Annotated in this window: 22 protein-coding genes and 1 tRNA gene; 7 read left to right on the plus strand and 16 right to left on the minus strand. The window is 66.9% G+C overall.

Annotation, left to right across the window (positions count from 1 at the left end):
* Positions 1–8: 8 nt before the first annotated feature.
* Positions 9–839, minus strand: a complete 831-nt coding sequence (locus FBT69_07355; GenBank protein MDL1904610.1) for a PilZ domain-containing protein — start codon at positions 837–839, stop codon at positions 9–11.
* On the opposite strand from FBT69_07355, the gene rpsB reads away from it, so the two are divergent.
* A complete protein-coding gene (gene rpsB / locus FBT69_07360) occupies positions 811–1,668 on the plus strand; it encodes a 30S ribosomal protein S2 (protein MDL1904611.1) in 858 nt (285 codons plus the stop codon). The genes FBT69_07355 and rpsB overlap by 29 nt on opposite strands.
* Positions 1,669–1,771: 103 nt before the next feature.
* The gene (tsf, locus tag FBT69_07365; GenBank protein MDL1904612.1) at positions 1,772–2,584 is read left to right on the plus strand and encodes a translation elongation factor Ts; all 813 of its coding nucleotides are present in this window, start codon (positions 1,772–1,774) and stop codon (positions 2,582–2,584) included.
* An 81-nt stretch (positions 2,585–2,665) separates the two neighbouring features.
* Here tsf and FBT69_07370 read toward each other — a convergent pair whose 3' ends face one another.
* The 4 genes from FBT69_07370 to FBT69_07385 all read right to left on the minus strand — a co-directional run bounded on the left by FBT69_07370 (position 2,666) and on the right by FBT69_07385 (position 8,105).
* Positions 2,666–3,205: a hypothetical protein gene (locus FBT69_07370; GenBank protein MDL1904613.1), complete on the minus strand. Its 540-nt coding sequence runs from the start codon at positions 3,203–3,205 to the stop codon at positions 2,666–2,668.
* Positions 3,206–3,835: 630 nt separating this feature from the next.
* Entirely contained in the window at positions 3,836–5,233 is a 1,398-nt protein-coding gene (locus tag FBT69_07375) for an ABC transporter permease (protein ID MDL1904614.1), read from the minus strand.
* Positions 5,230–6,207, minus strand: coding sequence for an ABC transporter permease (locus tag FBT69_07380; GenBank protein ID MDL1904615.1), 978 nt, complete (start codon positions 6,205–6,207; stop codon positions 5,230–5,232). Before FBT69_07380 ends, FBT69_07375 begins: the two co-directional genes overlap by 4 nt.
* Positions 6,208–6,242: 35 nt before the next feature.
* Positions 6,243–8,105 (minus strand): hypothetical protein, encoded by a 1,863-nt coding sequence (locus tag FBT69_07385; GenBank protein MDL1904616.1) that lies wholly within the window; start codon positions 8,103–8,105, stop codon positions 6,243–6,245.
* Between the two features lie 52 nt (positions 8,106–8,157).
* On the opposite strand from FBT69_07385, the gene FBT69_07390 reads away from it, so the two are divergent.
* The gene (locus FBT69_07390; GenBank protein ID MDL1904617.1) at positions 8,158–10,632 is read left to right on the plus strand and encodes a heavy metal translocating P-type ATPase; all 2,475 of its coding nucleotides are present in this window, start codon (positions 8,158–8,160) and stop codon (positions 10,630–10,632) included.
* Between the two features lie 14 nt (positions 10,633–10,646).
* Here FBT69_07390 and FBT69_07395 read toward each other — a convergent pair whose 3' ends face one another.
* Together FBT69_07395 and FBT69_07400 are read right to left on the minus strand one after the other, a co-directional pair.
* Positions 10,647–11,027 carry a hypothetical protein gene (locus FBT69_07395; GenBank protein MDL1904618.1) on the minus strand — a complete coding sequence of 127 codons (381 nt, stop codon included), beginning with the start codon at positions 11,025–11,027 and terminating at the stop codon, positions 10,647–10,649.
* Positions 11,024–11,566, minus strand: a complete 543-nt coding sequence (locus tag FBT69_07400; protein MDL1904619.1) for a hemerythrin domain-containing protein — start codon at positions 11,564–11,566, stop codon at positions 11,024–11,026. The genes FBT69_07395 and FBT69_07400 overlap by 4 nt, the downstream gene beginning before the upstream one ends.
* Before the next feature lie 146 nt (positions 11,567–11,712).
* On the opposite strand from FBT69_07400, the gene FBT69_07405 reads away from it, so the two are divergent.
* Positions 11,713–12,390, plus strand: a complete 678-nt coding sequence (locus FBT69_07405) for a winged helix-turn-helix transcriptional regulator (GenBank protein ID MDL1904620.1) — start codon at positions 11,713–11,715, stop codon at positions 12,388–12,390.
* Between the two features lie 23 nt (positions 12,391–12,413).
* Entirely contained in the window at positions 12,414–12,650 is a 237-nt protein-coding gene (locus tag FBT69_07410; protein MDL1904621.1) for a thioredoxin family protein, read from the plus strand.
* 78 nt (positions 12,651–12,728) lie between these two features.
* On the opposite strand, the gene FBT69_07415 is transcribed toward FBT69_07410, so the two are convergent.
* The 8 genes from FBT69_07415 to FBT69_07450 all read right to left on the minus strand — a co-directional run bounded on the left by FBT69_07415 (position 12,729) and on the right by FBT69_07450 (position 22,559).
* On the minus strand, positions 12,729–13,775 hold the full coding sequence (locus tag FBT69_07415; protein ID MDL1904622.1) for an NAD(P)-dependent alcohol dehydrogenase: 1,047 nt from the start codon (positions 13,773–13,775) through the stop codon (positions 12,729–12,731).
* Between the two features lie 17 nt (positions 13,776–13,792).
* A complete protein-coding gene (locus tag FBT69_07420) occupies positions 13,793–15,040 on the minus strand; it encodes a DUF5005 domain-containing protein (GenBank protein ID MDL1904623.1) in 1,248 nt (415 codons plus the stop codon).
* Between the two features lie 111 nt (positions 15,041–15,151).
* The gene (locus FBT69_07425) at positions 15,152–15,817 is read right to left on the minus strand and encodes a DNA alkylation repair protein (protein ID MDL1904624.1); all 666 of its coding nucleotides are present in this window, start codon (positions 15,815–15,817) and stop codon (positions 15,152–15,154) included.
* A 209-nt stretch (positions 15,818–16,026) separates the two neighbouring features.
* Positions 16,027–16,566: a DinB family protein gene (locus tag FBT69_07430; GenBank protein ID MDL1904625.1), complete on the minus strand. Its 540-nt coding sequence runs from the start codon at positions 16,564–16,566 to the stop codon at positions 16,027–16,029.
* Positions 16,567–16,674: 108 nt separating this feature from the next.
* Positions 16,675–16,748 (minus strand) — tRNA-Pro (locus FBT69_07435).
* Positions 16,749–16,890: 142 nt separating this feature from the next.
* Positions 16,891–17,730, minus strand: coding sequence for a prepilin-type N-terminal cleavage/methylation domain-containing protein (locus FBT69_07440; GenBank protein MDL1904626.1), 840 nt, complete (start codon positions 17,728–17,730; stop codon positions 16,891–16,893).
* Between the two features lie 91 nt (positions 17,731–17,821).
* Positions 17,822–22,054 (minus strand): preprotein translocase subunit SecA, encoded by a 4,233-nt coding sequence (gene secA, locus FBT69_07445; GenBank protein MDL1904627.1) that lies wholly within the window; start codon positions 22,052–22,054, stop codon positions 17,822–17,824.
* Positions 22,055–22,205: 151 nt separating this feature from the next.
* Positions 22,206–22,559, minus strand: coding sequence for a hypothetical protein (locus FBT69_07450; GenBank protein ID MDL1904628.1), 354 nt, complete (start codon positions 22,557–22,559; stop codon positions 22,206–22,208).
* Positions 22,560–22,759: 200 nt separating this feature from the next.
* On the opposite strand from FBT69_07450, the gene FBT69_07455 reads away from it, so the two are divergent.
* On the plus strand, positions 22,760–23,125 hold the full coding sequence (locus tag FBT69_07455) for a hypothetical protein (GenBank protein ID MDL1904629.1): 366 nt from the start codon (positions 22,760–22,762) through the stop codon (positions 23,123–23,125).
* Between the two features lie 3 nt (positions 23,126–23,128).
* Here the strand turns inward: FBT69_07455 and FBT69_07460 are convergent, their stop codons facing one another.
* Complete coding sequence (locus FBT69_07460; protein ID MDL1904630.1) at positions 23,129–24,118, minus strand: D-glycerate dehydrogenase; 990 nt, start codon at positions 24,116–24,118, stop codon at positions 23,129–23,131.
* 247 nt (positions 24,119–24,365) lie between these two features.
* Between FBT69_07460 and FBT69_07465 the strand changes: the two genes are divergently transcribed.
* Positions 24,366–24,752 carry a hypothetical protein gene (locus FBT69_07465; GenBank protein MDL1904631.1) on the plus strand — a complete coding sequence of 129 codons (387 nt, stop codon included), beginning with the start codon at positions 24,366–24,368 and terminating at the stop codon, positions 24,750–24,752.
* Positions 24,753–24,798: the final 46 nt, after the last annotated feature.

Consider the following 24,798-nt stretch of genomic DNA (forward strand, 5'->3'; position numbering starts at 1 on the left):
TCCCCGCGTCAGGCCGCGGCGCCCTCAAGCCGTTCGATGAGCGTGTGAATCTGGCGAAGCGCCGACCCGTCGGTGGTCTCGAACGCCACACCGACCAGGTATGCGGGCCGTCGATCCGTCATCACAACCCGCCTGACGACGCAGGGGATCGTGAAGAGCAACTCGCCGCTGTCGTGCCCGAACACCCGCAGCTCTAGGCCGCACCCCCTCGGCACGAACACGTCGCTGACCAGGCCCACGCCGTGCGAACTCAGGTCCACCACGTCCGCGTCGATCCACCCGTCTTTGGCGCCCGCCGCCTGGGAGAACCGGACAACGCCGGTGTGCCCCGGCCCGACCCGGAATCTCGCACGGAGGGCGATGTCATACCTGGCCGCGTCGCGGACGATCAGGCCTTTCTTGCTCTTCATCGCTCCGGCACCCCTTGGGACGGCGGGTCGGCGCGGTCCCTGGGACTCTGCTTCGGCCAGACGGGAGGGAGCGTTGAGACCGAGTACCGACCATGTGTGACCGGCTGCACGCGTCGCCCAATAACTCGCCGGGGCAGACCCGGCCGGGACCGCGGGACGCGTGCTTGTCCGGGGGCGGCCGGGTTCTATAGTCCTGTTCCTCGGCCGCGACCGCCGGCCGGGGCCGGTTCTCCCCGCTGTGGGGCGACCCGCGTCCCTCTCGCCGATCCTGCGGCCGCCGGTGGGGCGGCCGCGCCCAAGCGCCCTCTGCGCGGGCAACGCTCCGGTTCGTCGCGCACGCCGCGCCGCCCGGAGGCCGGTTCGTCGTCCGCCGGTGTCGCTGCAGCGAACGGAACCTCCCATGTCCAGCACACTCGTCCAGGACCTCATCGAAGCCGGGATTCACTTCGGCCAGCGCTCCGGCGCGTGGAACCCCAAGATGGGGGCCTACATCTACGGCAAGCGCAACGGCATCCACATCATCGACATCAAGGAGACCGTCAAGGGCCTCCTCCTCGCCAAGCGATTCCTCGCCCGCACCGTTGCCGACGGCAAGGACGTCTGCTTCGTCGGCACCAAGCGCCAGGCCAGGGACGTGCTCGAACAGCGCGTCGGCGACGCCAAGATGCACTACGTCACCGAGCGCTGGCTGGGCGGAACGCTCACGAACTTCCGCACCATCCGCCAGCGGCTCAAACGCCTCGAGGAACTCGAGGCCATCGAGCAGGGCGGCGGCTTCGCCTCCTACTCCAAGAAAATGGAGAGCCAACTCCGCCGCGAGAAGCAGAAGATCAGCCGCAACCTCAGCGGTATCCGCAACATGGACAAGCTCCCCGGCGCGCTCGTCGTGATCGACGTCCGCCACGAAACGACCGCCCTGAAGGAAGCCCGCAAGCTCGGCATCCCGACCATCGCTCTCATCGACACCGACGGCGACCCCGATCTCGTGGACATCCCCATCCCGGGCAACGACGACAGCATGCGTTCGATCGACGTCATCGTCCGCGAGTTGTGCCTCGCCATCGCTGAGGGCCGACAGGGCAGGCGGGAGGCTCAGGCCGCCTCCGGGACCGAAGGCGAAGCAACGGCCGAGGAGCCCCGCAGGCGTTCCCGACGCGCCCAGTTCCGGGCCGATTCGTCGGGCGAGTCACGCGACGACGCCGGCGAGCGGCCACAGAACACGCCGGCAGCCGAGTCCGTTGCCAGCAAGGCCGAATGACGATCGCGCCCGTCCGCACGGGCGACGAGTTCACATTGCAACCAACCAGGATTGACCACGCGGCACGCCGCGTCGGGGGCGAAGCCCCACCGGAGATCGAACCATGGCGGAGTTCAGCGCGAAGGACGTGATGGCCCTGCGGAACCGCACCGGGCTGCCGATGATGGACTGCAAGGCCGCGCTCGCCGAAGCGAACGGCGACGTGGACGCGGCCGAGGACCTGCTCCGCAAGAAACTCAAGGGCAAGATGGAGAAACGCTCCGACCGGGCGGCGGGCGAGGGGTGCATCGCCATAGCGATACAAGGCGGCAAAGCGGCGATCGTCGAACTGCGGGCCGAGACCGACTTCACGGCCAAGAACGAGAAGTTCCAGGCGGGCGCGCAGAGGATCGCCGACCTCTCTCTCGCCTGCCCCGCGGGTGACGTCGCGCCGACCCCGGAGATGACCGCCATCATCGACGACATCCGGATCACCACGGGCGAGAACTGCTCCATCGCCCGCATCCATCGCATGGACGCCCGGCCGGGGCAGAAGTTCGGCAGTTATGTCCACTTCGACGGCAAGACCGGCGTCCTCGTCCACGCCGAGGGCGACGCCACAGACGACCTGCTCAAGGAAGTCTCCATGCACGTCACCGCGGCCTTCCCCGTGCCCAAGGGCGTCACAGCCGACGACATCCCCGCCGACGTGGTCGAGAAGGAGCGCAAGTTCCGCGTCGAGCAGGCGATGGAGTCCGGCAAGCCGCGCGAGATCGCCGAGAAGATGGTCGAGGGCGGCATGAAGAAGTTCTTCGCCGAGATCGCCCTTCTCGAACAGCCGTTCATCAAGGATCCGGCCAAGGCAGTCAAGGACGTCATCGGGCCGCGCGTGAAGATCATCGCCTTCGCACGCTGGGCGGTGGGCGAGTCCGCCTGACGGATCGGGCACGTACCCCGGGGCTCGGTCCGCCCGCGCGGACCTCATCCCGGGCGTACATGCGCGTGGCACGTGGAACGATCAGGGGCAGGGCGAGGTGAACGCGTTCAGGAACGCGAGCACGTCGAGTGTGTTGATCACCGTGTCGCCGTTGAAGTCCGCCCGCGGATCGCCCGAGGTGTAGGCGTTCAGGAACGCGAGGAAGTCGAGCGTGTTTACCGTGGTGTCGCCGTTGAAGTCGGCCAGGCACAGGACCGTGACGTACCCGCCCATGCCGAAGAACCCACCCGCCCCGTCGTCAAACCCGTGGACGGAGCAGTAGTACCCGTAGGTACCGACGTTCGTGAACGTGTGCGAGAACTTCGCCCCCGCGTTGTTGATCGGCGACTGAAAGAACTCCGCCTGGCCCGACGATGCCACCACGTTGTGGAACGGGTGCACCCACTGCCACTCGATCGTGTCGCCCTGCCTGATCACGGCGTCCTCCACGGGCTCGCCGGGCGGGTTGATGCTGAACTCGAAGTTGTAGACGTACACGACCACGGTGTCGCCGCCCAACGCCGGGGCGAGCGATCCCGCGATGCCGAGCGCCGCCGCTGGGATCAGAGCACGAAACGCCATGACGAAGCCTCCTGGCCGCCCCGGAACAGGGCCGGACTCGCCCCAGCGTACTCGCGACATTTCACCCTCCAAAGCCGTCTGATCGGATGGGGGGCGATTTCGCGCCCCTGTGTCGAACCGACTGATCAGGCTCGGTCACCGCTGCTCTCCGCTGGCCACCTGCCCGGGGTCGTAGGACGACATTCACGACCAATTCAGTGCTGCACCCGCTGAATGTTCTGGTTGTGTTCGGATGCTTCTGGAGCCAATCAGCCCTGATCCTGCATCCAGTGCCGTGTCCCAAAGCATGCGGCGACAAGACATTGGACACCGATCGCACAGATCGTGACGATTTTTTTGTCCGTGAGGTGGCATCGTCCGAAAGCCGTGGCATCTTGTCAGTGTCTTGTCTCTCTCTCCTCCTATGACTCGGCTGCGGGCGAAAGACCGGTAGCCGGGTTTTTTTATGGGTCAACTCGACGCACGCGGAGCTGCACCGGCTCCGCGTTGTCGTTTCGGGAGCGCCTGACGGTACCTCGCCGATGCACGAAGCGAAGGGCGCTTCGGTGGAGGGAACCTTCCGCAGCCGGGTGCAGTCGTACGGGGTTTTGCGCGTCTAGGGGAGCCTTGCAGGCCCCGTCGTGTTGTGATTCATGAATCACCCGCGACGTGCTTGGGATCGAACGCATCCTGCAGCGCATCGCTCACGATGTTGAACGCCAGCACCAGCACGAACATGAACGCCGTGGCGATCCCCAGCTGCCAGAAGAAGCCCACGACGACCTCCGGCTGCGAGTCGCGGATCATGATCCCCCACGATGGCTGGCCCTGCACGCCCAGGCCGAGGAAACTCAGGATCACCTCGCCCTTGATCGCTCCGACGAAGAGGAGCGAGAAGTTGATGAAGACTAGGTACGTCGTGTTCGGCAGCACGTGCCGTGTCAGCACGCGCCACCGCCCGCATCCGACCGCTGTCGCCGCCTGCACGTAGTCCAGCCCGCGAATCTTCAGGGCCTCGCCACGGATGACGCGGCACGGCCCGACCCAGAAGTTCATCACGAACGCCGCATAGACCGGGAAGAGTGTCTGGTTCAACTGCTTGTCGAGGATCGGGACCGTCCAATCGACCTCGCGCACCACGAACGCGACGACCACGAGCCACACGATGTATGGGATCGAGGAGATCGTCGAGTAGAGCCAGACGACGGCGTGGTCCACCGGCCCGCCGATGTACCCCGCCGCAGCCCCGAGGAGCGTCCCCACCATCACCGAGAGCAGTGCCGTCACCACCCCGATCTGCACAGCGACCTTGATCGAGTACACCGCCCGCAGCAGCAGCGAGCGCCCCTGGCCGTCCGTCCCGGCCAGCAGGCGCAGGCGATATACGGCCCCCTCGCCCCCGCGAGGCGTCGGATACAGCGCCTCGATTGTGTCTTCGAGCGCGGCGAGCCGTTCGCGCACGACGCCCTCCAGCCTGGCCAGCTCCTCGCGCAGTTCGCGTTCCCGCTCCCGGAGTTCGTCCGAAGGCTCGGCCTCGTTCCCGAGTTCCTCGCCGAGGTCATCGAGGTCGAACCGGGCGTCCTCGGCGTCGCCCATTGCTTCGTCGAGATCGTCGAGCAACGCCTGCGCCTCCGCGAGCCGCTCCCTCAGCGCGTCCGGCTCAAGCGGCGCGATGCGGCGCTCAGCGAACGCGAGCGCGGCCACGGCACGCTCTGGATCACTCGCCCGCAACGCCTTGTCCAGTTCCCGCACCCAGAACGCCGCGAACGCCGCCCGCTTCTCGTCCGAACCACGCACGAAGAACCCGGGGACGGCGTCCGGCCCAACGCGCTCCGTCGCACGCTCCAGAGGCACGAGACTCACGCCCGGCATGCTGATCAGCAGCGCGAGCAGCAGGAAGACGGCGATCACCGCCAACGCGCCGACCGCGGGCCGGTTGCGGACGAACTTTCGCACGCCCGGCTGCTCGAAGAACCCGCTCGGCCTCTGACCCGCGCGTGCCGCGAGCAGGTCGGTCGGCTGGCCGCTCTGGTTCCTCGCGCCGCTCACGATAGCCTCACTCTCGGGTCAACGACCGCATAGAGCACGTCGGTCAGGATGTTCGAGGCGATGAAGATGGCCGCGAGCAGCGCAACGATGGCCTGCGTCACCGGGAAGTCTTTGTTGATGATCGAGTTGTAGAGGGTGCGCCCCATGCCGGGGATGCCAAAGAATATCTCCAGCAGCAGCGACCCCACGACCACGAACGGGAGTGTGATCATGATGCGTGTGATGATGGGGATCATCGCGTTGCGCAGGAGGTGCTTGAACATCACCCGCCGCTCGCCGCACCCCTTGGCGCGGGCCGTCCGCACGTAGTCGGACGTCGCCTGCTCGACGATGACCGACCGGTAGAACCGCGTGTCGTAGCCCATCGTCACAACGACGCTGATGAGGACCGGGAGCAGGCAGTAGTGCGCCCACGTGCGGACCGCGTTCAGCGGCTGCGACCAGGTCGTCCAGTCCTCGTAGCCCTGCACGGCAAAGATGCGCGTGCCCAGCCGCTCGCTCAGCCAGAACGCCCCGAACTTCTGCCCCAGAATGATGTACACGAGGTAACTCACGCACATCCCCAGCACCGCGCCGAGCATCAGCGCTCGGTCGATCATCCTGCCGCGATTCGCAGCAGCGATCAGACCGATCACGATCGACACGCACGCCGACAACGCCAGCGCAGGCACCGTGATCGACAGGCTCGGCACGATCGACGGGAAGATCACCTGCCCCACCGTCTGCGCCTGGTCCCAGCTCCGCTCCGAGAAGTCCATCCGTGCGAAATCCCACAGGAACTCGGCGTACTGCTCGAGGAACGGGCGGTTCAGCCCCATCCGCTCGCGCTCGGCGGCGATGGCCTCCGCGCTCGCCACCTTTCCCAGCCGGGCCGCGACAGGATCGTTGATCCGCAGCAGCCCCATCAGGATCAGCACGATCACGAGAAAGATGGGCACGTTGTACAGAACGCGACGGACGACGTACGACCACATGGCGGCGGCTCACTCCTGCGGGGCGGCGGCCACGCTCAGCGCTTCGACTCGTCCACGTCCAGGTACTTGAACCAGCTCCAGAACCGCTCGGTGGGTCTCGCGTTCTTCAGCCACGGCTGCGTCAGGTAGTAGCGCGTCCGCGCCAGCGAACCGATCATCGGGCAATCGTCGATCACGATGTCCCGCATCCGCTCGTAGAGCGCGGTCCGCTCCGGGCCTGGCCCCATCACGACGGCCTGCTCGTACAGGGCGTCGAACGCCGGGTTCTTGTAGTTCCAGTGGTTCGAGCCGGGCGACTCGTTCGGGCCGTAGAAGAGCGCGAGGTTGTTCTCCCCGTCCGGGTAGTCCGTCAGCCAAGCGAAGCTGAACATCGGCGCGGATCGCTTGTTGACGAGCTCGATCAAGGTCGAGAAGTCCACGAGTTGCACGTCGATCCGCACCCCGATGCGACCCAACTGGCGCCGGAGCATCTCGACCTGGTCCGCGTTGTTGCCGCCCTGGCTGGTGTAGAAGCGGATCGTCGGCAGGCCGCGCCCGTCCGGGTAGCCCGCTTCGGCTAGATACCGCCGCGCCAACTCCGGGTCCGGGCCGCGCGGCGCGCCCGGAACGCGCCCGCCCTCGGGGTGCCCGTCCAGCCCCGGCGGGATCGGTCCGTCGTAGACCACGCACAACCCGGAGTAGAACGCGTCATTGAACTCCTGCAGGTCCATCGCCAGCGAGATCGCCTTGCGGAGCTTCTTCCTGTCCTCCGTGTATCCACCGACGACGGGGTCGTCCATGTTGAACGCCCGGAAGATCATGTCCAGCTGCGGCACGGCCCGGTACCCGACGCCGCGGCGCCGCAAATCCGCGTTCATCCGCTTCGTGCGCGGGTTGAACGCCTGGCTGAAATAGTCGAACGGCAACTCGATGTAGCCCAGCGTCCCCTGCTGAAACTCCAGCCAGACAGGCTGGTCCGGCACGTACATCGTGAACTCAATCCGATCCGCGATCGGCAGCCGTCGCCCCGCAGCCGCGGCCAGCCCCGCCGCGCGATCATCGGCCGACCAGAGCGACGCCGCGGGATAGAAGCACTCGTGGTAGTTCGGATTGCGCTCTGCGATCAGCCTCTGCTTCGGAACCCACTCCCGCAGCACAAACGGCCCCGTCCCCACCGGCCGAGACGCGAAGTCCTGCCCGTACCGCTCGACCGCCTCGCGCGGCACGATGCTCGACTGGAACATCGTCAGCACCCACAAAAACCGGAAGACCGGCTTCGTCAGCACGACCTCGAACTCGAGGTCAGACCGTTTCACGAAACCCTCGACCGGCGCGTCGTAATCGAATGACCCACCCGCGTCGAGCGCGGCGTTCTGCGCCTCCTTGAAAGCGTCCAGGCCGACGATGGTGTCCTCGAGCAACCACCAGTTCTTCAGGCCGTTGCGCTTGTCCGCCAGCCGCTTCCACGAGTAGAAGACGTCATCGGCCCTCACGGTTCGTCCCCGACCGCCGGGGAAGCAGGGGTCGTCGTGAAACCGCACGCCCTCCTTCAGACGGAAGCGATACCGCCGCCCGTCGTCGAGCCGCTCGGGCATCTCCGCGAGCAGCAGCGGTTCGAACCGCGATTCGTCGTAGTAGCAGACCTGCAGCAGCGTCTCGTAGAACTGCACCGTCGCCATGTTGTCGTAGGTCGTCGAACCCACCGCCGGATCAAGACTCTTCGGCCCGTCCGTCCGCATGGGAAGGGCGATCGTCTTCGCCCCGGGCTGCGCTGCCGCGCCCGTGATGGCCGCCAGGCACGAGACGAGCCAGACCACGATGACTGTTCGTATCGACACGGCAACCTCCTCGCGCAGCGCTCCACGGTCGAACCAGGCTCGGTCGGGCCGGCACTCCCCCACCGCGGGCACGCCTGGCATCGTAGCGAAAGCAGCTGAGCCGCTCCAACCGTACCGCCGACCGCAGCGGCGGATGCCGGTCTCGCCCCGCTCCACGCTCGACACCCCGCGAACGCCTCGGAATCCGCCCTACCCTTGGGTCGGCAACGCGGCGAGGGAACGACCACACGTGCAACTCAACGTGCTCACAGACCCGGAGCCTCACATCGACCCGGTCTGCGGCATGAAAGTCACGCCCGGCCGTGAGGCAGCCTCCATCACGCACGACGGCACGATCATCCTCTTCTGCAGCACGCACTGTGCCGCGAAGTTCCGCGCCGACCCCGCCCGCTACGCGAACGGCCCCGCGGACAGCGCCGCCTCGTGCTGCTCACACCACAGCGCACGCCCCACCCCCCCCGACGCCGCACGTCCCGACGCCATCTACACCTGTCCCATGCACCCGGAGGTGCGCCAGATCGGCCCCGGCGACTGCCCCAAGTGCGGCATGGCCCTCGAACCGCTCGACGCCGCCGCCGAACCGGACGACAGCGAACTGCGCGACATGACGCGGCGTTTCTGGATCGCAACCGTTCTCACGGCGCCGGTCGTGCTCCTCGCAATGGGACACATGCTTCTCGGAAGTCGCTTCCATTCCGCGATCGGGCCTGCCGCGGCTCAATGGGCGGAACTCCTGCTCACCTTCCCGGTCGCGCTCTGGTGCGCGTGGCCATTCTATGTCCGGGGCGTCCGCTCGATCGTCGCGGCAAGCCCCAACATGTGGACACTCATCTCGATCGGCGTCTCGATCGCGTTCGCATACAGCGTCGTCGCCACGATCGCGCCCGGGTTGTTCCCTCCTTCCTTCCGGTCCGATTCCGGCCGCGTCGGCGCCTACTTCGAGGCCGCCGCGGTCATCGTCTCGCTCGTCCTCCTCGGTCAGGTGATGGAACTCCGCGCCCGACGCCGGACCGGCGGCGCGATCCGCGAACTGCTGCAGCTCGCCCCCGAAACGGCCCGGCGCCTCGCCGACGACGGCTCCGAGAACGAAATCCCGGTCGAGCACCTCGTGCCCGGCGACCGCGTCCGTGTCCGACCGGGCGACCGCGTGCCGATCGACGGCGTCGTGCTCGAAGGCCGAAGCACGGTCGATGAATCCATGCTCACCGGCGAGCCGATCCCCGTCGAAAAGTCCGAGGGAGACGAGGTCACAGGCGGCACGCTCAACCGCACAGGCTCGTTCGTGATGCGCGTCGCCCGCGTCGGCGCGGAGACAACGCTCGCCCAGATCGTGCAAATGGTCGCGGAGGCCCAGCGGTCGCGTGCTCCCATCCAGCGCGTCGCCGATGCTGTCGCCGCGTGGTTCGTCCCTGTTGTCGTTGCCATCGCCGTCATCGCGTTCGTCGTCTGGCTGCTCGTTGGCCCATCGCCGTCGTTCACCTATGCGCTCGTTGCCGCCGTGTCCGTGCTCATCATCGCCTGCCCCTGCGCCCTCGGCCTCGCTACCCCCATGTCCATCATGGTCGCCGCGGGTGTCGGCGCTCGGCAGGGCGTCCTCATCAAGAATGCCGCCGCCCTCCAGGCCCTGGAGAAGGTTGACACCGTCGTCGTCGATAAGACCGGCACACTCACCGAGGGCAGACCGCGACTTGTCTCGGTCGAACTCATCCCGGGCCACGACCCCGAACGCACCCATGCCCTCCTCGCCGCCGCCGAGCGAGGCAGCGAGCATCCATTGGCTGAGGCGATCGTCGCGGGGCTGGACGAGCGGACCGGTGCCCGGCTCAGCGCGTCCGATTTCGAGAGCGTGACGGGCAAGGGCATCGTCTCCACCGTTGACGGGTCGCGCGTCGCCATCGGTTCGCCCGCGCTGATGCAAGACGAGGGGGTTGACACCGGCTCACTGGTTCAGGCCGCGGACCGCGCCCGACGCGAAGGCGCCACGGCCACGTTCGCGGCGATCGACCGTCGGCTCGTCGCGCTGCTCGTCGTCACGGACCCGATCAAGGCGACCACTCGCAACGCGATCGACGCCCTGCACGCCCGCGGCCTGACCGTCGTCATGCTGACGGGAGACAACCGCACGACCGCCGAGGCCATCGCCGCCTCGCTCGGCATCGACCGCGTCGAGGCCGAGGCGCTCCCGGACCAGAAGGCCGACATTCTCCGCAGGCTCCAGTCCGAGGGCCGCCGCGTCGCCATGGCGGGTGACGGCGTCAACGACGCGCCCGCCCTCGCCCAGGCCGACGTCGGCGTCGCGATGGGAACGGGCGCGGGAGTCGCCATCGAGAGCGCAGGCATCACGCTCGTCGGCGGCGACCTGAACGGCCTCGTCCGCGCGCTCGACCTCAGCCGCGCCGCCATGCGAAATATCCGCCAGAACCTCTTCTTCGCCTTCGTCTACAACGCCGCGGGCGTCCCGATCGCCGCAGGCGTTTTCTACCCCGTCTTCGGCGTCCTCCTCAGTCCCATGATCGCCGCCGCCGCGATGAGCTTCAGTTCCGTCTCCGTCATCGCAAACTCCCTCCGCCTGCGATGGCAAGGCACACCCCGGCGCCCGGACGCCTGACCACACCGCAAGAATCACATGCCGAGCGAGACCTGCAGCAGGAAGGCCGCGTCAGTCTCGGCCACCACGCTGTGTCGCAGACCGGGCCTGAGAACCATCAAACGACCAGCGCTCAGAAGACGGCTCCCCAACTCCATCCCGACGCGGATCGTGCCCTCGATCGCCTGGATGCTGACCGTGCCGTCAGCGGCGTGCTCAGGCAACGCCGAGCCCTCCTTCATCACGAAGAGCGCGATCGTCCGCCTGCCGCTCTTGTAGAGCGTCTTCTGACGATGACCATGCCGTGCCGGCGCGGATTCGGCGCGCAATGCGGCGATCTCAGCCCTGAGGTCAAACTCAAGGAACGGCGCGTCAAACCGGTCCGACGGGGCCTCACGCACACGCCCTTCGCTCATGGCGTTCGACCCTCCACTCCCGACCCTCCCCCGTCGTCAATCGCGCGACGGCGACGCGCCCCGGGACGCACACGCTCGATCTCGACCGCCTCCCCAAGCAGGGATGTCAGCGCCTGGGGATGATCGCGCTGGATCGCCTCGAACAGCACGCGCTCTTCCCAGCGGATGTGATCGTGCAGGAGTGATCCGAGCCTGGCCAGCAGCGCAGGCTGCCTTCCCGCGCCCACGGGATCGTTTCCGCACTCCTCGACCACCGCGCGAATCTCCGCGTGCTCGCGCAGCAGTCGATCTCGTGACGCGGCATCCGAGATGAGCGGGATGAGAAGCCGCTCCTCGTCATCGAAGTGCTCGCTGACCTCGGCACGCCAGACACGCATGAACGCTTCCACCGCTCTGGCTCCGGCTCCCGGGCCATCGCGGGACGCTCGGAGCAGGCTCCGGGCCTGAATCAACCCGCTCATGTGCTCACGCGACAGCGGTTGCAACGCTGCATGTCTGCGCAACGGAGGCGTCGGCACAGCCTTTCGCGTCGGCTCCATCACAACAGCCTAGGGGTGCCCGAACCCCACGGGTCGGCAGGAACGATCGCTCCGCCCCGCACACGGCTGCAGAGCCGCCCCACGGATGCTTGACTCGTGGAAGCCGACGGATATTGTATAGGACTCCTACCTATTGAGGCCGAACCGTGCTCGGGAACCAGGAACATCACCTCACCGCCGGGCTTGTCAAGATCGGCCTCGTGCTTCGCCACCACGCCTGGGCCGAGGCGGGCCGGAGCGGACTCACCCCAACCCAGTCCCAAGTACTCGCCCTGCTCGAAGCCCGTCGGCACAACGACACGCCGATCTCCACCCTAGCCGCTGAACTGGCGGTATCGCAACCAACCGTCAGCGACGCCGTAGCCGCCTTGGAACGCAAGGGCTTCGTCACGCGATCGAGATCGAAGGAGGACGGCCGGGTGGTGCTCGTGCGACTCACCGCCTCGGGCCGACGGGCAGCCAAACAGGCCACCCAGTGGCCCGACTTCCTGCTGCGGGCTATCGACTCGCTCGACGCCGACGAGCGTGCCGTGTTCGTGCGTGGTCTCGTGAAGATGATCCGCTCGCTTCAGGAGGACGGACTGATCCCCCTGTCGCGCATGTGCCCGTCATGCACGTACTTCCGTCCCAACGCTCACGCTGATCGCGAGCGACCCCATCATTGCGCGTTCGTCAATACCCCCATCGGCGATGCTGACCTGCGGCTCGACTGCCGCGACCACTCGGCCGCCGGCGTAGCCGATCGCCACCGGCTCTGGCAGCTGTTTATCCGAGGCAGGCCTCTCGGTGCGGACGGTCCGCTCCCGGTCCTGCCCGAATCGTGACGTGTGAGAGACAGGAGAACACCATGAAAACCGCAACGTTCTACCACGCCGGTTGCCCGGTTTGCGTTCAGGCCGAGCGCACCATCGCCGAGTCGCTCGACCGGGGACGCTTCAAGGTCGAGATCGTCCACCTCGGGCAGCAGAAGAATCGGATCGCCGAGGCCGAGAAAGCGGGCGTCAAGTCCGTCCCCGCGCTGGTCGTGGACGGCGCGCCCTTCCACATCAACTTCGGCGCTCCGCTCAGCGCGCTCAAGGGCTGATCCGCCAGCGAGGGGCCGCAAGGCGTGACCAACCGGGGACGCCCGACGCGTCCCCGGTTCCGCGCGCCCCTGGGGTGTTCACTGTTTCAGCGACGCCATGTCGATCACGAAGCGGTACTTCACGTCGCCGCGGAGCATCCGCTCGTACGCCTCGTTGATCCGCTGGATCGGGATGATCTCGACGTCGCACGCCACGCCGTGGCGACCGCAGAAATCCAGCATCTCCTGCGTCTCCGCGATCCCGCCGATCAGCGAGCCGGCGATCTGGCGCCGAGGCATGAGCAGCCCCATCGCCGACAACGCGAGCGGCTGCGCCGGCACCCCCACCAACACCAGCGTCCCATCCAGTTTCAGCAGCGACAGGTAGGCGTTGATGTCGTGATCTGCCGACACCGTGTCGAGGATCATGTCGAAGGAGCCGGCGTGCTTCGCCATGGCGTCCTTGTCCTTCGAGATGACGACCTCATCAGCCCCAAGGCGCCGCCCGTCCTCCGCCTTGCCGGGAGAAGTCGTGAACAGCACCGTGTGCGCCCCGAACGCGCGCGCGAACTTCACGCCCATGTGTCCGAGGCCACCGAGGCCGACGATGCCCACTTTCCGCCCCTTCGTCGCGTTCCAACGACGCAGCGGCGAGTAGGTCGTGATCCCGGCGCACAGCAGCGGCGCGGCCGACGCAGGCTCGAGGTTCCCCGGAACTTTCAGCGTGAACGCCTCGTCCACGACGATCGACTCCGAGTACCCGCCGTAGGTCACGCCGCCAGAGTGCTTGTCCGGCCCGTTATACGTGAACACCGACCCCGCCAGGCAGAACTGCTCCAGCCCCAGCCGACAACTCGAGCACGTTCGGCACGAGTCCACGAGGCACCCCACCGCGGCGAGGTCGCCCACCTTGAACTTCTTCACCGCGCCGCCGATCGCCGTCACGCGCCCGAGAATCTCGTGCCCAGGCACCACCGGATACACGGTAAAGCCCCACTCGTTACGCGCAATGTGAAGATCAGAATGGCACACGCCGCAGAACAGGATGTCGATCGCCACGTCGCTCGACATCGGCACACGCCGAACAATCGTGTGCGGACCGAGCGGCGAAGTGGCGGACCGGGCGGCATAGGCGCGCGTGCTCATGCACCATCGTAGCTCGCTCACTCGCCGAACGGAACGGGAAGGTGCGCCAGCGGCACCCGCACGAATCGCGGCAGGTACAGATCGGCATTCGCTGCCATGTGCCGGAAGTCCGTGCTGTTCACGCAGTACGAAACCAGCAACTCACCTTCGCGCGATAGGTGCGGGTGCGCTTTCGCGCTGTAGACCAGGTTCCTCGGATCCAATCCCGGCTCCGGGCACTCGTAGAGCCGAACAGGTTCGGACCACGGCCCTTCCGGCCGCAACGCGGTGCGGGCCATGATGCCCGCGCCCAGCGGCGGCTCGCTGTAGATCATGACGAAATGCTTCCCCGAAAATCGATCGCTGATCTCGTGGATCGAGACCTCGCTCGCGACGTTCCCGGAGACAGAGACCGCCTCGCCCGGCACACCCGACCATCCGTCCGCTGTACGAAAACTCCACGTCTCGAACCGATCGACCGACGAGACCGGCGCGCGGGCAAGCAGCGCTCGCTTGTTGAGCGGCTCCGTCCCATCGATCCCGAAGACGAGCAGAGAGGCCGCATCCTCGGGATCGGGCACCACTGCCGTTCCCCAAGTGCGTTCCAACGGCGCTTCGGCCGCGATCGACGTCAGCGTGGATTGAACGACCCGCCACTTCGACGGATCGTCGTCGGGATTCTTGATCGTCAGCAGCGTGCTGCCGCGACATGTGAAGTTCCAGACGCTGTCCGGCTCGTCGCGCCGTGAGAGTCTCGTCATGAACACGAGCAGCCGCGGCTCGCCGCCATCGCGCACGACAAGCCCCCCGCCCGCCGGCCAGAACCACTCGCTAGGCTGCTCCGGCGTCGCCCACGAGGCAGGCCGGATGCCCGATTCATCCCAGAAAAACTCAGCCCGTTCCGGCGCCTCGCTCATTTGCTCGGCTTGGTGAACGGCGATCGTGTTGTTCACCATCACCGACCCTTCCGTGTGCCGATTGTCCCGTACAGGCCCGATCCAGGTGTCGCCGAAGAGCCATAACACACGGCCGGGAGAGAGAACCACGCTCGCGGCGCCGTCCGCGCCGGTCCAGCCGATCGTGCGCACGAACAGGGCATCCCACTCCGGCGCACGGACCGGCCCCTGACCTTCCGCCCCGGCGGCAGGCTGCGCAACCGCGGTGCCGCAGGAAAGCGCAAAGCACCCCAACGCCAGCACGAACGCGAACGCGCCGGGACGCAAGCCACGGCGACGCTGGATTCCACGCCCGTATCGTGCTCCGCCTTCTCCCATCGGCTCGATCATTCTCGTTCACGATCGCATGAGCGCTCTCGCGCTGCGCGGTCGGCGTTCGGGTTCCCGTTCGCCATGATACACGCCGTGGCCGACAGGACCGTCGTGCTGGAAGACGGGGCCTCACCGCTTCCGCTTCACCATCTCCTCGACCCACACAGGCACATACGGCGGCGTGCATCCCTTCGAGACCGGCCAGTCTCGGTACAGCCCGATCGCCCTGCCGATGGCGATCGCGCGTTCCCGGTGTTCGGCGTGGTGGATGCCGATCGCCGCGAGCGTGTTGTTCATCGTCCACTGCACCTCCGGCGCGGCGCTGGGCATCTCACGCTCGATCCGATCCAGCAGTGCTGGCAGGTCAAGCCCCTCGGCCTTCGCGCTCACCACGCCGGCGGTGAGCTGCCAGCCGGCTCGGGCTGCCCACCGATCCTTGTCCGCCATCCACTTCACACGCAGCGCTTCATTCGCAGGGTGATCCTTCACGACATGGGTGTTCAGCCAGTCCGCGACGTACGAGAAGGCAACGGTGCGCGTCAGCCTGTCGAGTTCGCCCGCGGAAAGCGATCCGGGCTTGATGATGAGCGTGGCCAGAAACTGCGCCTCGACGTTGCCCGTCTCCCAGAGTTTGAGCGCGAGGTCGTGATCGGACTTGATCTTCTTCGCCAACGCGCGGATGTCGCCCATCTTTACGCCGAACTGGTTCTCCGGAGCGCCGGCGTTCGCGTTGTGCCTTCGCCGAGCCTTGTCACCCAGAGCCTCGAGTTGCGCGAGGATCTCTTTGACCGTCATATCGGGATTATACCCAACACGAATCCCCATGCCGGTGCATCAAATCAGGGTTCCAGTATACCAAGAGAACTTTTCTTCGAGAGCGTTCGGGTGTTGACGCTCGAACTCCGGAGCTTTCGCGATCCTCTGCTTCCGCTATCCGTCCGATGAAATCGGCACGTTCACGGCGCGTTCGCTGGAAAACGTCTCGCTCGTCACTCCACCCGCCGTCAAGCCCTTTCGGCGATTCCGGCGGCGCTGCGCCACTGCTTCAGCTGGCCCAGGTGATGCGGCGGGTGTGCTACAAGCAGCGTGATGGCGATGTGCCCGATGGTCGGCGAGTAAGGGTGAAACTTCTCCGGCGATGGTCTCGGGAAGTAGTCCGGGTGCTTCGCCGCAACGACCGCGGCTAGGCGCGCGTTCCGGTCTCCGAACCGGTCAAGCAGTTCGCGCTTCGTCGCGTAGGCAGCACGGTCAGGCACGGGCGTGGTGCCATACCCGAACCGCTCCATCTCGGCATCTGCCGTCGGCACGCTCGGGTCGTCGAGTGTCGACAGCAGTACTCCTGCGTACGCATTGAGATGCGACAGCGTCCACGCCGGGTGGTTGACGATCGTGCCCGGCTGCTCGGTCATGCGGGATTCCGGAACGTCTTCGACTGCCGCGATGATAAACCCGTTGATCATCGCATGGATATCCAGGATCGTGCCGATCGTGTCGCGGGGGCTCATGTGATGAATGCTACGCGATGGAGGCGCCGGATTCATCATCGCCGGGCGGGACTGCCGTTACGCCGAGAGCTTGTGCAAAGAGCGAGCGTTCAACCTCTCAAAAACAAAAGCCCCGCAAGTCCTTGACCTGCGGGCCTTATGCGGCAATCGGGGTGAGAGGATTTGAACCTCCGACCTTCTCGTCCCGAACGAGACGCGCTACCAAGCTGCGCTACACCCCGTGGTCCCGTTTGTCCTCCGGCAGGCGATGGATGATCGCTCGCCGATGCCGCCGAGTATAGCCCCCTTCACGGACCGGCAGGAAGCACGGCCGGCAGGGCTGTCCTGACGCTCCGGCTGATACAGGGAAACAGGTCGGAGGCGTTACTTGAATCGGGCCGTCTCCGCAGGGTACTGCGGCTCGACCGTGTAGACGTTGTCCGAGCGGGTGCCGGGGTCGCCGTCCTGACCCGCGGAGTAGAAGTACGGACGGCCACCGGGGCAGATGCCCTCGTCCGCGTCTCCGACCCACTTCGAGGTGCGCAGCGGATCGGTCGCGCTCCACGGTCGGTAGGACCGCCTGAAGTTGAGCGCGACCGGCGTTCCATCGACTTTCACGCTCATGTTCGCTCGGCTGACCTTGACGTTCTTGTCGTTGTAGTAATCTCCGTATCCGCCGTGGTAGGCGGGATGAACGAAGCGGATCGGGCGTTCCCAGGCATCGACGACGTTCAGGGCCTTGTAGGCCGTCGGCGCCCCGCTGACCCCAAAGTCAACCACCGTCGGCTTGGCATACTTCGTGTCCAGCGACTGCAGCGCGGGTGCGACGGCAGCTGACTGCATCACCAACGCCGTGTACAGCGTAACCGTCGGATTCGCGGGGTCGTCTTCCTTGGCGTTGTCCGGCCGCCCATCGACCATCGGGATGGAGGCCCGTCCGGTGATGCCCGCCGGTGGCGGGAGTTGTGACGCGGGGATCTGTCCCTCGGACGCGATCCACTCGGCGAGCGAGTTGTCGAGCACGCGGATGGTGTTCGCCGTCGCCGATGCTCGGCTCGAGTTCGTCATCTTGGTGCCGACCGTCACGGTCAGGCCGACGAGCAGGGCGAGAATCGCCACAACGACGAGCATCTCCACGAGCGTGAAGGCCGAGCGTTGCATCGGGATGATTCCGTGTGTTGCCGTCATGCCGCATCTCCGTAGCGTGCCGCCGAAGCGGTGCATGGGCGAAGCATAACCCCTCGGCCTCGCCCTCTCCCAGACATACGCCGCCCCGGCGCGATCCGTTCCGCCTCGCGGCCCTCTTCCGGAAGGACTATCGCTTGCGAGGCTCCTTTCGGTCCGCAGCGAGAGCCGCCCGCGCGGACTCGTCCGTCACAGTCGGCGGGGCCTTGTCCTTCCCGTCCCGGGCGGTGCCATCCTCGGGCTTCGGCGGCACCGAAGCGGCGGGCTGGGCCATCGGTCGCGCGTCGAGACCCGGCCCCATGATCGAACCGCCCACGGGTGTCATCGGGGGCGCTCCAGCCGGGCGGCTCGGAGGCGCGGGAACCGGCCGAACGGCAGGGCGCAGCGGCTGGCCCGGCGCCGGCGCACCCATGCCCCCCCCCCCACCGCCGCCCGGACCGCCGGGACCACCGCTCGGCATCAGCCGAGCCTTGAAGACGTAGTCCGTGACGCGGTCCCGGATGCCCTCGTTCATGTCCTGGAAGAGGCGTGAACCTTCTCGCTTGTACTCGATGCGCGGATCGCGCTGGCTGAACGCCCTGAACCCGATCGCGTCGCGGAGCTGGTCCATCGCGTAGAGATGGTCCTTCCACGCGCCGTCGAAGATCTCGAGCAGGATCGTGCGTTCGAGGTAGAGCAACTCGGCACGGAGCAGGTTCTCGACGCGGGCGCGGACCGCGTCGGGTCGCTCAGATGGTTCGAGGTATCGCAGCCGGTCCGGCAGGCCGACGCCGAATCGCTCGGACAGGTGCCGATCGAGAGCGGCGTCGTCCGGGCAGGCGAGGGCGGCTTCGATCTCCCTCTCAATCACCCGCTCACGCACGAAACGCTGCGAGGCCTCGAGCAGTTCACCCCGGATGCGCTGCGGCGGTGTCGTTCGGACGCGCTCCTCCGTCCAGTTCAGGCCGAAGCGCCGGTTCGCCCAGTCCGCCAGCTGGCGCAGCGCCTCGGTCGGCGACTGCCGCGCCGCGTTCATCGTCAGCTGCATCATGAAGTCCACGGGGTACTCGACCTCCCGGCGTTCGTAGAGCTTCTCAGCCTGCTCCATGATGAGCATCTGCGGTGTGCGTTCCTCGTCCTCGATCGCTTCGCGCAACGCTTCGGCACCGATCTCGAACCCGAACTTGTTCTTCACCCAATCCGAGAGACGGCGCACGCCGTAGTCAGACTCGACGAACTGCGCGATCCCCGAGAGGTCCGCCTGCTCGATGCGCCGCTCCGCGGCCTGGCAGAGCCGCTCGTACACGGCGCGTCGCTCCTGGGCCCCGCCCTCACGGAGTTCGGCCGCGTCCAGCTCGACGCCAAACCGCGACTTCGCCCAGTTGATCAGGCCGGCGGAGTCGAAATCGACGCTGACCTCCGAGCCTTCGACCGGCATGTACTCGCCGAGCGTCACGTCGATCATGTGGCGAACTTCCTCGGCGGCGATGCGACGAACGACAGCGTCCATCTCGTCCGCGTCCTTGCCGCGGAGCCGCTCGGGGGGGACGGAGCAGTCGAGCCGTTCGCGGGCGAACTCCGCGACGCACTCGGCGGGGTAGCCCGGGTCCAGGTATTCGGCACAGGCGTCATCGACGGACTCCTCGATGTACTCGAAGATCAGACCGCGCACGTCGCGCCCCTCGAGCACGCGCTGCCTCAGCCCGTAGAAGTACTGCCGCTGGTGCTCCATCACCTCGTCGTACTCGAGGATGTTCTTGCGGACCTGGAAGTTGCGCTCCTCGACCTTGCGCTGGGCGCGCTCAACGCTCTTGGAGAGCATCGGGTGCTCGATGGCGTCGCCCTCCTTCATGCCAAGCCGAGACAGGATGCGCATGGTCGTCTCGCCCGCGAACATTTTCATCAGGTCGTCCTCGAGCGACACGAAGAATCGGCTCGAGCCGTTGTCCCCCTGGCGGCCTGAACGCCCTCGCAACTGGTTGTCGATGCGCCGGCTCTCGTGACGCTCCGTGCCGATGACGTGCAGCCCACCCATGTCCTCGACGTCCTCGAACCAGCGGATGCGGTGCAGAAGGCAACGACCAGTCGCGTCAAGCTCGGCACGCAGCTCGTCGGCTGAGGCAGTCTCCGCCTTCCTGGCCCCCATCCAGGTGTGCTTCTCCGCCCAGTGGCGAAGCAGGCGCAGCTCCAGTTCCGCGAAAGGCATCTCCTCGGCCTCACGCTTCTTCAGCCCGAGCTCCTGGGGCGCGATCTTGCGGTAGACGTTCCCACGCAGCTCCTCCTCGCTCGCGTTCACGGTGAGTTCACGCGAGCAGATGCCCCGCCGGAGCCAGTGGTCGAGGAGTTGTTCCCGGTTGAACCGGCCCAGGCGGATGTCCGTGCCGCGCCCCGCCATGTTCGTGGCGATCATCACCGCGCCGAGCGAGCCGGCTTCGGCGATGACGTGGGCTTCGCGCTCGTGCTGCTTCGCATTGAGGATTTCATGCCTGATCTGGTGCTTGCGGGCGAGCATCTTGCCCAGCGTCTCGCTCTTCTCCACGCTGGTCGTGCCGACGAGGATGGGCCGCCCAACGTCGTGGAACGCCTTGATCTCGTCCACGATCGTTTCCCACTTGTCGCGCACCCGCAGGAAGACCAGGTCGTCGTAGTCCCGCCGGATCACCGGCTTGTTCGTGGGGATGCTCACCACGTCGAGCTTGTAGATGTCGTGGAACTCCTGCGCCTCGGTGTCGGCCGTGCCCGTCATCCCCGACAGACGCCGGTACATCTTGAAGAAGTTCTGGATCGTCACCGTCGCGATCGTCTGCGTCTCCTGTTTCACAGGGACGCGCTCCTTGATCTCCACCGCCTGGTGCAGCCCGTCCGACCACTGCCGACCCACCATCGGCCGGCCCGTGTTCACGTCCACGATCACGATGCTCGGCTCCGACCGTCCCGTAAACCGATCCGGCACGTCGAGCACCACGTAGTCGCGGTCACGCTGATAGATCACGTGCGCCCGCAGCGCGTTCTCCAGCAGGTGCGGCACGTCCATGTTCTCATCGACGTAGAACGACCCGACCCCCGCCGCACGCTGCGCCTCCGCGATGCCGTCGTGCGTCAGGTGGCACTGCTTGCGGTCCATCTGGGCGTCGTAGTACTGCGTGAACTTGTCGCGCCGGCGCTCCAGTTCGGGCAGCTCCCGCTTCGCGGCCGCGAGCTGCTTCTGCAGGTCGGGGATGCGCCCGCGGTCCCGCACCTGCCGGATGTCCCCCTCCAGCCCCTTGATCCGCTCCTTGCACCGCTGCACCTCGGCATCCGCCTCCGCCCAGGGCTTGTGCTTCTCCACGAGGTGGCGCGCCAGACGGTCGGCGAGCTCGTAGCGGGGCTGCTCCTCGTGCGCAGCCCCGGAGATGATCAGCGGCGTGCGGGCCTCGTCGATCAGGATCGAATCAACCTCGTCCACGATCGCGAACTGACGCTTGCGCTGCACCTGCTGATCCACCGACCGCTTCATGTTGTCACGCAGGTAATCGAATCCGAACTCGGCCGTCGTGCCGTAGACCACGTTGCACCGGTACATCCAGCGTTTCAGGTCCTCGGGCTGGATGTGCATCGGGTGGATCGCGCCCACCGTCAGCCCGAGGGCGTGAAAGAACGGGAACGTCCAGTCGCGGTCACGCTGCACCAGGTAATCGTTCACCGTCACGACGTGCACCTGGAACCGCTGGAGACAGGCGAGGTACGTCGCCAGCGGCGCGACGATCGTCTTCCCCTCGCCCGTCTTCATCTCCGCGATCTTGCCCTGGCTCAGCACCATGCCGCCGATCAACTGCACGTCGAACGGCCTGGCCCGGAACGGCGGCTTGCTCTCGGGGTACAGGTCCCGCACGGCCCGGTACAACTCGACCGGAATCTCGACCCGCGCCCAGCCCGGCACCGGCTCCACGCAGCCAAGGAACTCGTCCTTCTCGTCCGGCTCACCCTGCGGCGTCGGCTTGCCCGGCTCCACCACGCACGTCTTCGGGATGACAAGCGGCAGGGCATCCGCCTCGGACTTCACGCGGTCGTAGGTCGAGCGCACCGCCGCCGGAAGGCTCGACGGGTCGAAGCCGTGCGCCGGGTTCAGGATGTTGCGGATGCCGACGGCACGGTCCATCGCCTCGCGCGCAACCGCGAACGCCTCGACGAGAACGTCGTCGGCCTTCGCGCCCTTGGCGACGCGCTCGCGCAGTTCGGCCGTCTTCGCCCGGAGTTGCTCGTCCGAGAGACGGGTGATGTCCCCCTCCATCCCATTGATGGCCTCGACCCGGGCTGTGTACTTGCGCACGAAACGCTCGTTGCGCGTGCCGATGATGCGGTTCAGGATCGGGCCGACGATCGGAATGCCCTGCTGTGCAGGCATGATGCGTTCTCTTTCTGCTTCTGACACGCCGATTGTCGGCCCAAGTTCGGGCGACACCGCGGTCAAGCGTGGTTGTCGGGGTCGTACCCCTGCGGTGGTTCGTGAATGTGGAGAAACGGGCGCGGCACGAATGCGCCGACGCGACGGCGGCTCAGGCAGACGCGGGTGGCGGCAGGTCGAGCTGCGTCAGAACCAGCCACCGGCGACACGTCGGCGTGTCCGCATCGTGCCAGATCGGCGTTCCACAAGCGGCCCCCCCCGCGGGAAGTGGCTGCGTGCCCCCGGCCATGGCGCCGGCACGAACGGCGAAAGTCGCCTGCCCCACCGAGCCACCATCGACCAATCCGCGCAACTCGATTCGCGCCGCGGGGCGGCCTGAACCGGTGGCCTCCACCGCTGCCGTGGCGAGGCTCATCGCCAGCGCGACGAGCATCAGGACCGGCAGCCCGATGGTTGCCCCTCGCAGGGGGGAGGCGTCGTGTTGATGCTGGGCAGCCCGAGACACGGCAGGGAAGTATCGACCCTACCCGGCCTCGGAGCAACCCCGCTGGGCAAGAGAAAGGCACCCCTTGCGTCAATAACTGAACGGCGGTCCCAAACGGGGCCGATATCGACCCGGCCCAGAGGCTGCGGAACCGGCGACCGGCAGGCTACGGTGTCGTAATGGCCGGTCAGCCTCCCCGCAAGCACGAGGAACCCTCCCCGATGATCGCCACACGCGCTGCGCTGCCGACGACGCGGGATTCTGTCACCCACAAGTTCCGCGTTGACCGCCACGAGGGGTACCTGACCATCGGCCTCTACCCGGACGGGCGGCCGGGCGAGATCTTCCTCAAGATTTCCAAGGAGGGTACCGCCCTCTCAGGCATGGCGCAGGCCTTCTGCCGGGCGTTCAGCCTCGCCATCCAGCACGGCCTGTCGGTCGAAGAGGCGGTCGTGCGGTTCAAAGGCATGCGCTTCGAACCGCTCGGCGCGACAAGCAACCCCGACATCCCGGAGGCTGAGTCGATCGTGGACTACGTCGCGCGATACCTGGAACTGCACTTCTCGACCCGAACCCCCCGCAGATAGCGATCAACACACCCGGTTCGGCGGCTCACGCCCCGCCAGGATCGCCCGCGCGTTCTCAGCGACCATCTCCGTCATCATCTCGCGGTACCGGACGGCCGCGCTGCCCAGGTGCGGCGTCATCACCACGTTGTCCAGGCCCGGCAGGTCGGGATGCACCTCCGGCTCTCGCTCGAAAACGTCAAGCCCCGCCCCCCAAATCCGGCGTTCCTTCAAGGCGGACGCCAGCGCGGCCTCGTCCACCACCGGGCCGCGGGCGGTGTTCACGAGGATCGCGGTGGGCTTCATCAGCCCGATCGCACGAGCGTCGATGATGTGCCGGGTCTCTGGCGTCAACGGCACGTGAACGCTCACGAGGTCCGCCTTCGCAAGCCCGTCTTCGAGCGAAACCCGCTGGGCGGCGAGCGGGGCGAGTTCGAACTCCCAGTGACGCGACCGGGCGACGTACAGGACGCGCATCCCCCAGCCCCGGGAGCGAAGCGCAGTCGCGAACCCGATCCGGCCAGCTCCGACGATCAGCAGGGTCCGGCCCGTGAAATCCAGACCCATGAACTCGGCCATGCCCAGCGGTCCGTGGCGCTTCCAATCGCCCGACCGTGCGAACCGATCCCCCTCGACCACCCTCCGGGCCGCGGCGAGCGCCAAGGCCCAGGCCATGTCGGCGGTGCCTTCGGTGACCGCGTCGGGGGTGTTCGTCACGACGACGCCACGCCGCCGACACGCCCCGAAGTCGAAGTTGTCCACGCCTACCGCGAAGTTGCAGACCCCGCGCAACCGCGGCCCCGCCGCTTCAAGCAGCGCCTCGTCCACGCGGTCCGTGTACATGGTGACCAGGATCGAGGCATCCCGGGCGAAATCGCGCAACTCGCTGGGCGACAAGACCTTGTCCCCCGCGATACGAACCTCCGCGCCCTCGACGCGGATCGCCCCGGGAATGCGTCGAGTAACCGCGATCACGGGGGCGGATGAACCGGCGTGGTCTCGTGAATCCGTCATGCGGCAACGGTAGTCCGGCGGCACAACCCCCTTCCGGAGGGGCTGTTTTCGGCCGGTTCGACGGTATGAACGTGGACCACGTCGGTCCCCCCACCGAGTCGGCGGAAGCGAAGAATTCTCCACAACCGCTGGTTTTTTCGGTTTTTTTGCCCCGGAGCCACTTGCCGAACGGTTCTGGCCGCGTTACAACCCGCGGATTCGTTGGCCGAATCGTTCGGACACAAACAGGAGGTTACGGAGTCCACCTATGGCGAAGAAAGCGAAGAAGGCTGCACGGAAGTCGGCGAGCGCTCCCGCGGCGAAGAAACCGGCGAAGATCACCGCGGCGAGCAAGACACGCACCAAGAGCGAGGTCTACTCGGTCCTCGCGGATCAGGCCGGGATCAGCAAGAAGCAGGCCGTCGCGCTGTTCAACGGCCTGTCGAGCCTCATCGAGGCCGACCTCAGCAAGAAGGGGCCCGGCGTCGTCGTTGTGCCCGGCCTGATGAAGGTTCTCGTGCAGCGCAAGCCCGCGACCAAGGCCCGCAAGGGCATCAACCCCTTCACCGGCGAGGAGACGATGTTCAAGGCCAAGCCGGCACGCAACGTCGTCAAGGTGCGCCCGATGAAGGGCCTCAAGGATCTCGTGGCCTGAACGAAGCGCGCCCGCCGCGGCGCAACGTGCAACCACACGACGGGTC

Source organism: Synechococcales cyanobacterium CNB (genome assembly GCA_030263455.1).
Taxonomy (GTDB): Bacteria; Planctomycetota; Phycisphaerae; order Phycisphaerales; family UBA1924; genus CAADGN01.

Coding starts and splice junctions, on each gene's coding strand:
- rpsB (MDL1904611.1), top strand. CDS start 811: ATGTCCAGCACACTCGTCCAGGACCTCATCGAAGCCGGGATTCACTTC.
- FBT69_07355 (MDL1904610.1), bottom strand. CDS start 839: ATGAGGTCCTGGACGAGTGTGCTGGACATGGGAGGTTCCGTTCGCTGC.
- tsf (MDL1904612.1), top strand. CDS start 1,772: ATGGCGGAGTTCAGCGCGAAGGACGTGATGGCCCTGCGGAACCGCACC.
- FBT69_07370 (MDL1904613.1), bottom strand. CDS start 3,205: ATGGCGTTTCGTGCTCTGATCCCAGCGGCGGCGCTCGGCATCGCGGGA.
- FBT69_07380 (MDL1904615.1), bottom strand. CDS start 6,207: ATGTGGTCGTACGTCGTCCGTCGCGTTCTGTACAACGTGCCCATCTTT.
- FBT69_07385 (MDL1904616.1), bottom strand. CDS start 8,105: ATGCCAGGCGTGCCCGCGGTGGGGGAGTGCCGGCCCGACCGAGCCTGG.
- FBT69_07390 (MDL1904617.1), top strand. CDS start 8,158: ATGCCGGTCTCGCCCCGCTCCACGCTCGACACCCCGCGAACGCCTCGG.
- FBT69_07395 (MDL1904618.1), bottom strand. CDS start 11,027: ATGAGCGAAGGGCGTGTGCGTGAGGCCCCGTCGGACCGGTTTGACGCG.
- FBT69_07400 (MDL1904619.1), bottom strand. CDS start 11,566: ATGGAGCCGACGCGAAAGGCTGTGCCGACGCCTCCGTTGCGCAGACAT.
- FBT69_07410 (MDL1904621.1), top strand. CDS start 12,414: ATGAAAACCGCAACGTTCTACCACGCCGGTTGCCCGGTTTGCGTTCAG.
- FBT69_07415 (MDL1904622.1), bottom strand. CDS start 13,775: ATGAGCACGCGCGCCTATGCCGCCCGGTCCGCCACTTCGCCGCTCGGT.
- FBT69_07420 (MDL1904623.1), bottom strand. CDS start 15,040: ATGATCGAGCCGATGGGAGAAGGCGGAGCACGATACGGGCGTGGAATC.
- FBT69_07425 (MDL1904624.1), bottom strand. CDS start 15,817: ATGACGGTCAAAGAGATCCTCGCGCAACTCGAGGCTCTGGGTGACAAG.
- FBT69_07430 (MDL1904625.1), bottom strand. CDS start 16,566: ATGATGAATCCGGCGCCTCCATCGCGTAGCATTCATCACATGAGCCCC.
- FBT69_07440 (MDL1904626.1), bottom strand. CDS start 17,730: ATGCACCGCTTCGGCGGCACGCTACGGAGATGCGGCATGACGGCAACA.
- secA (MDL1904627.1), bottom strand. CDS start 22,054: ATGCCTGCACAGCAGGGCATTCCGATCGTCGGCCCGATCCTGAACCGC.
- FBT69_07455 (MDL1904629.1), top strand. CDS start 22,760: ATGATCGCCACACGCGCTGCGCTGCCGACGACGCGGGATTCTGTCACC.
- FBT69_07460 (MDL1904630.1), bottom strand. CDS start 24,118: ATGACGGATTCACGAGACCACGCCGGTTCATCCGCCCCCGTGATCGCG.
- FBT69_07465 (MDL1904631.1), top strand. CDS start 24,366: ATGGCGAAGAAAGCGAAGAAGGCTGCACGGAAGTCGGCGAGCGCTCCC.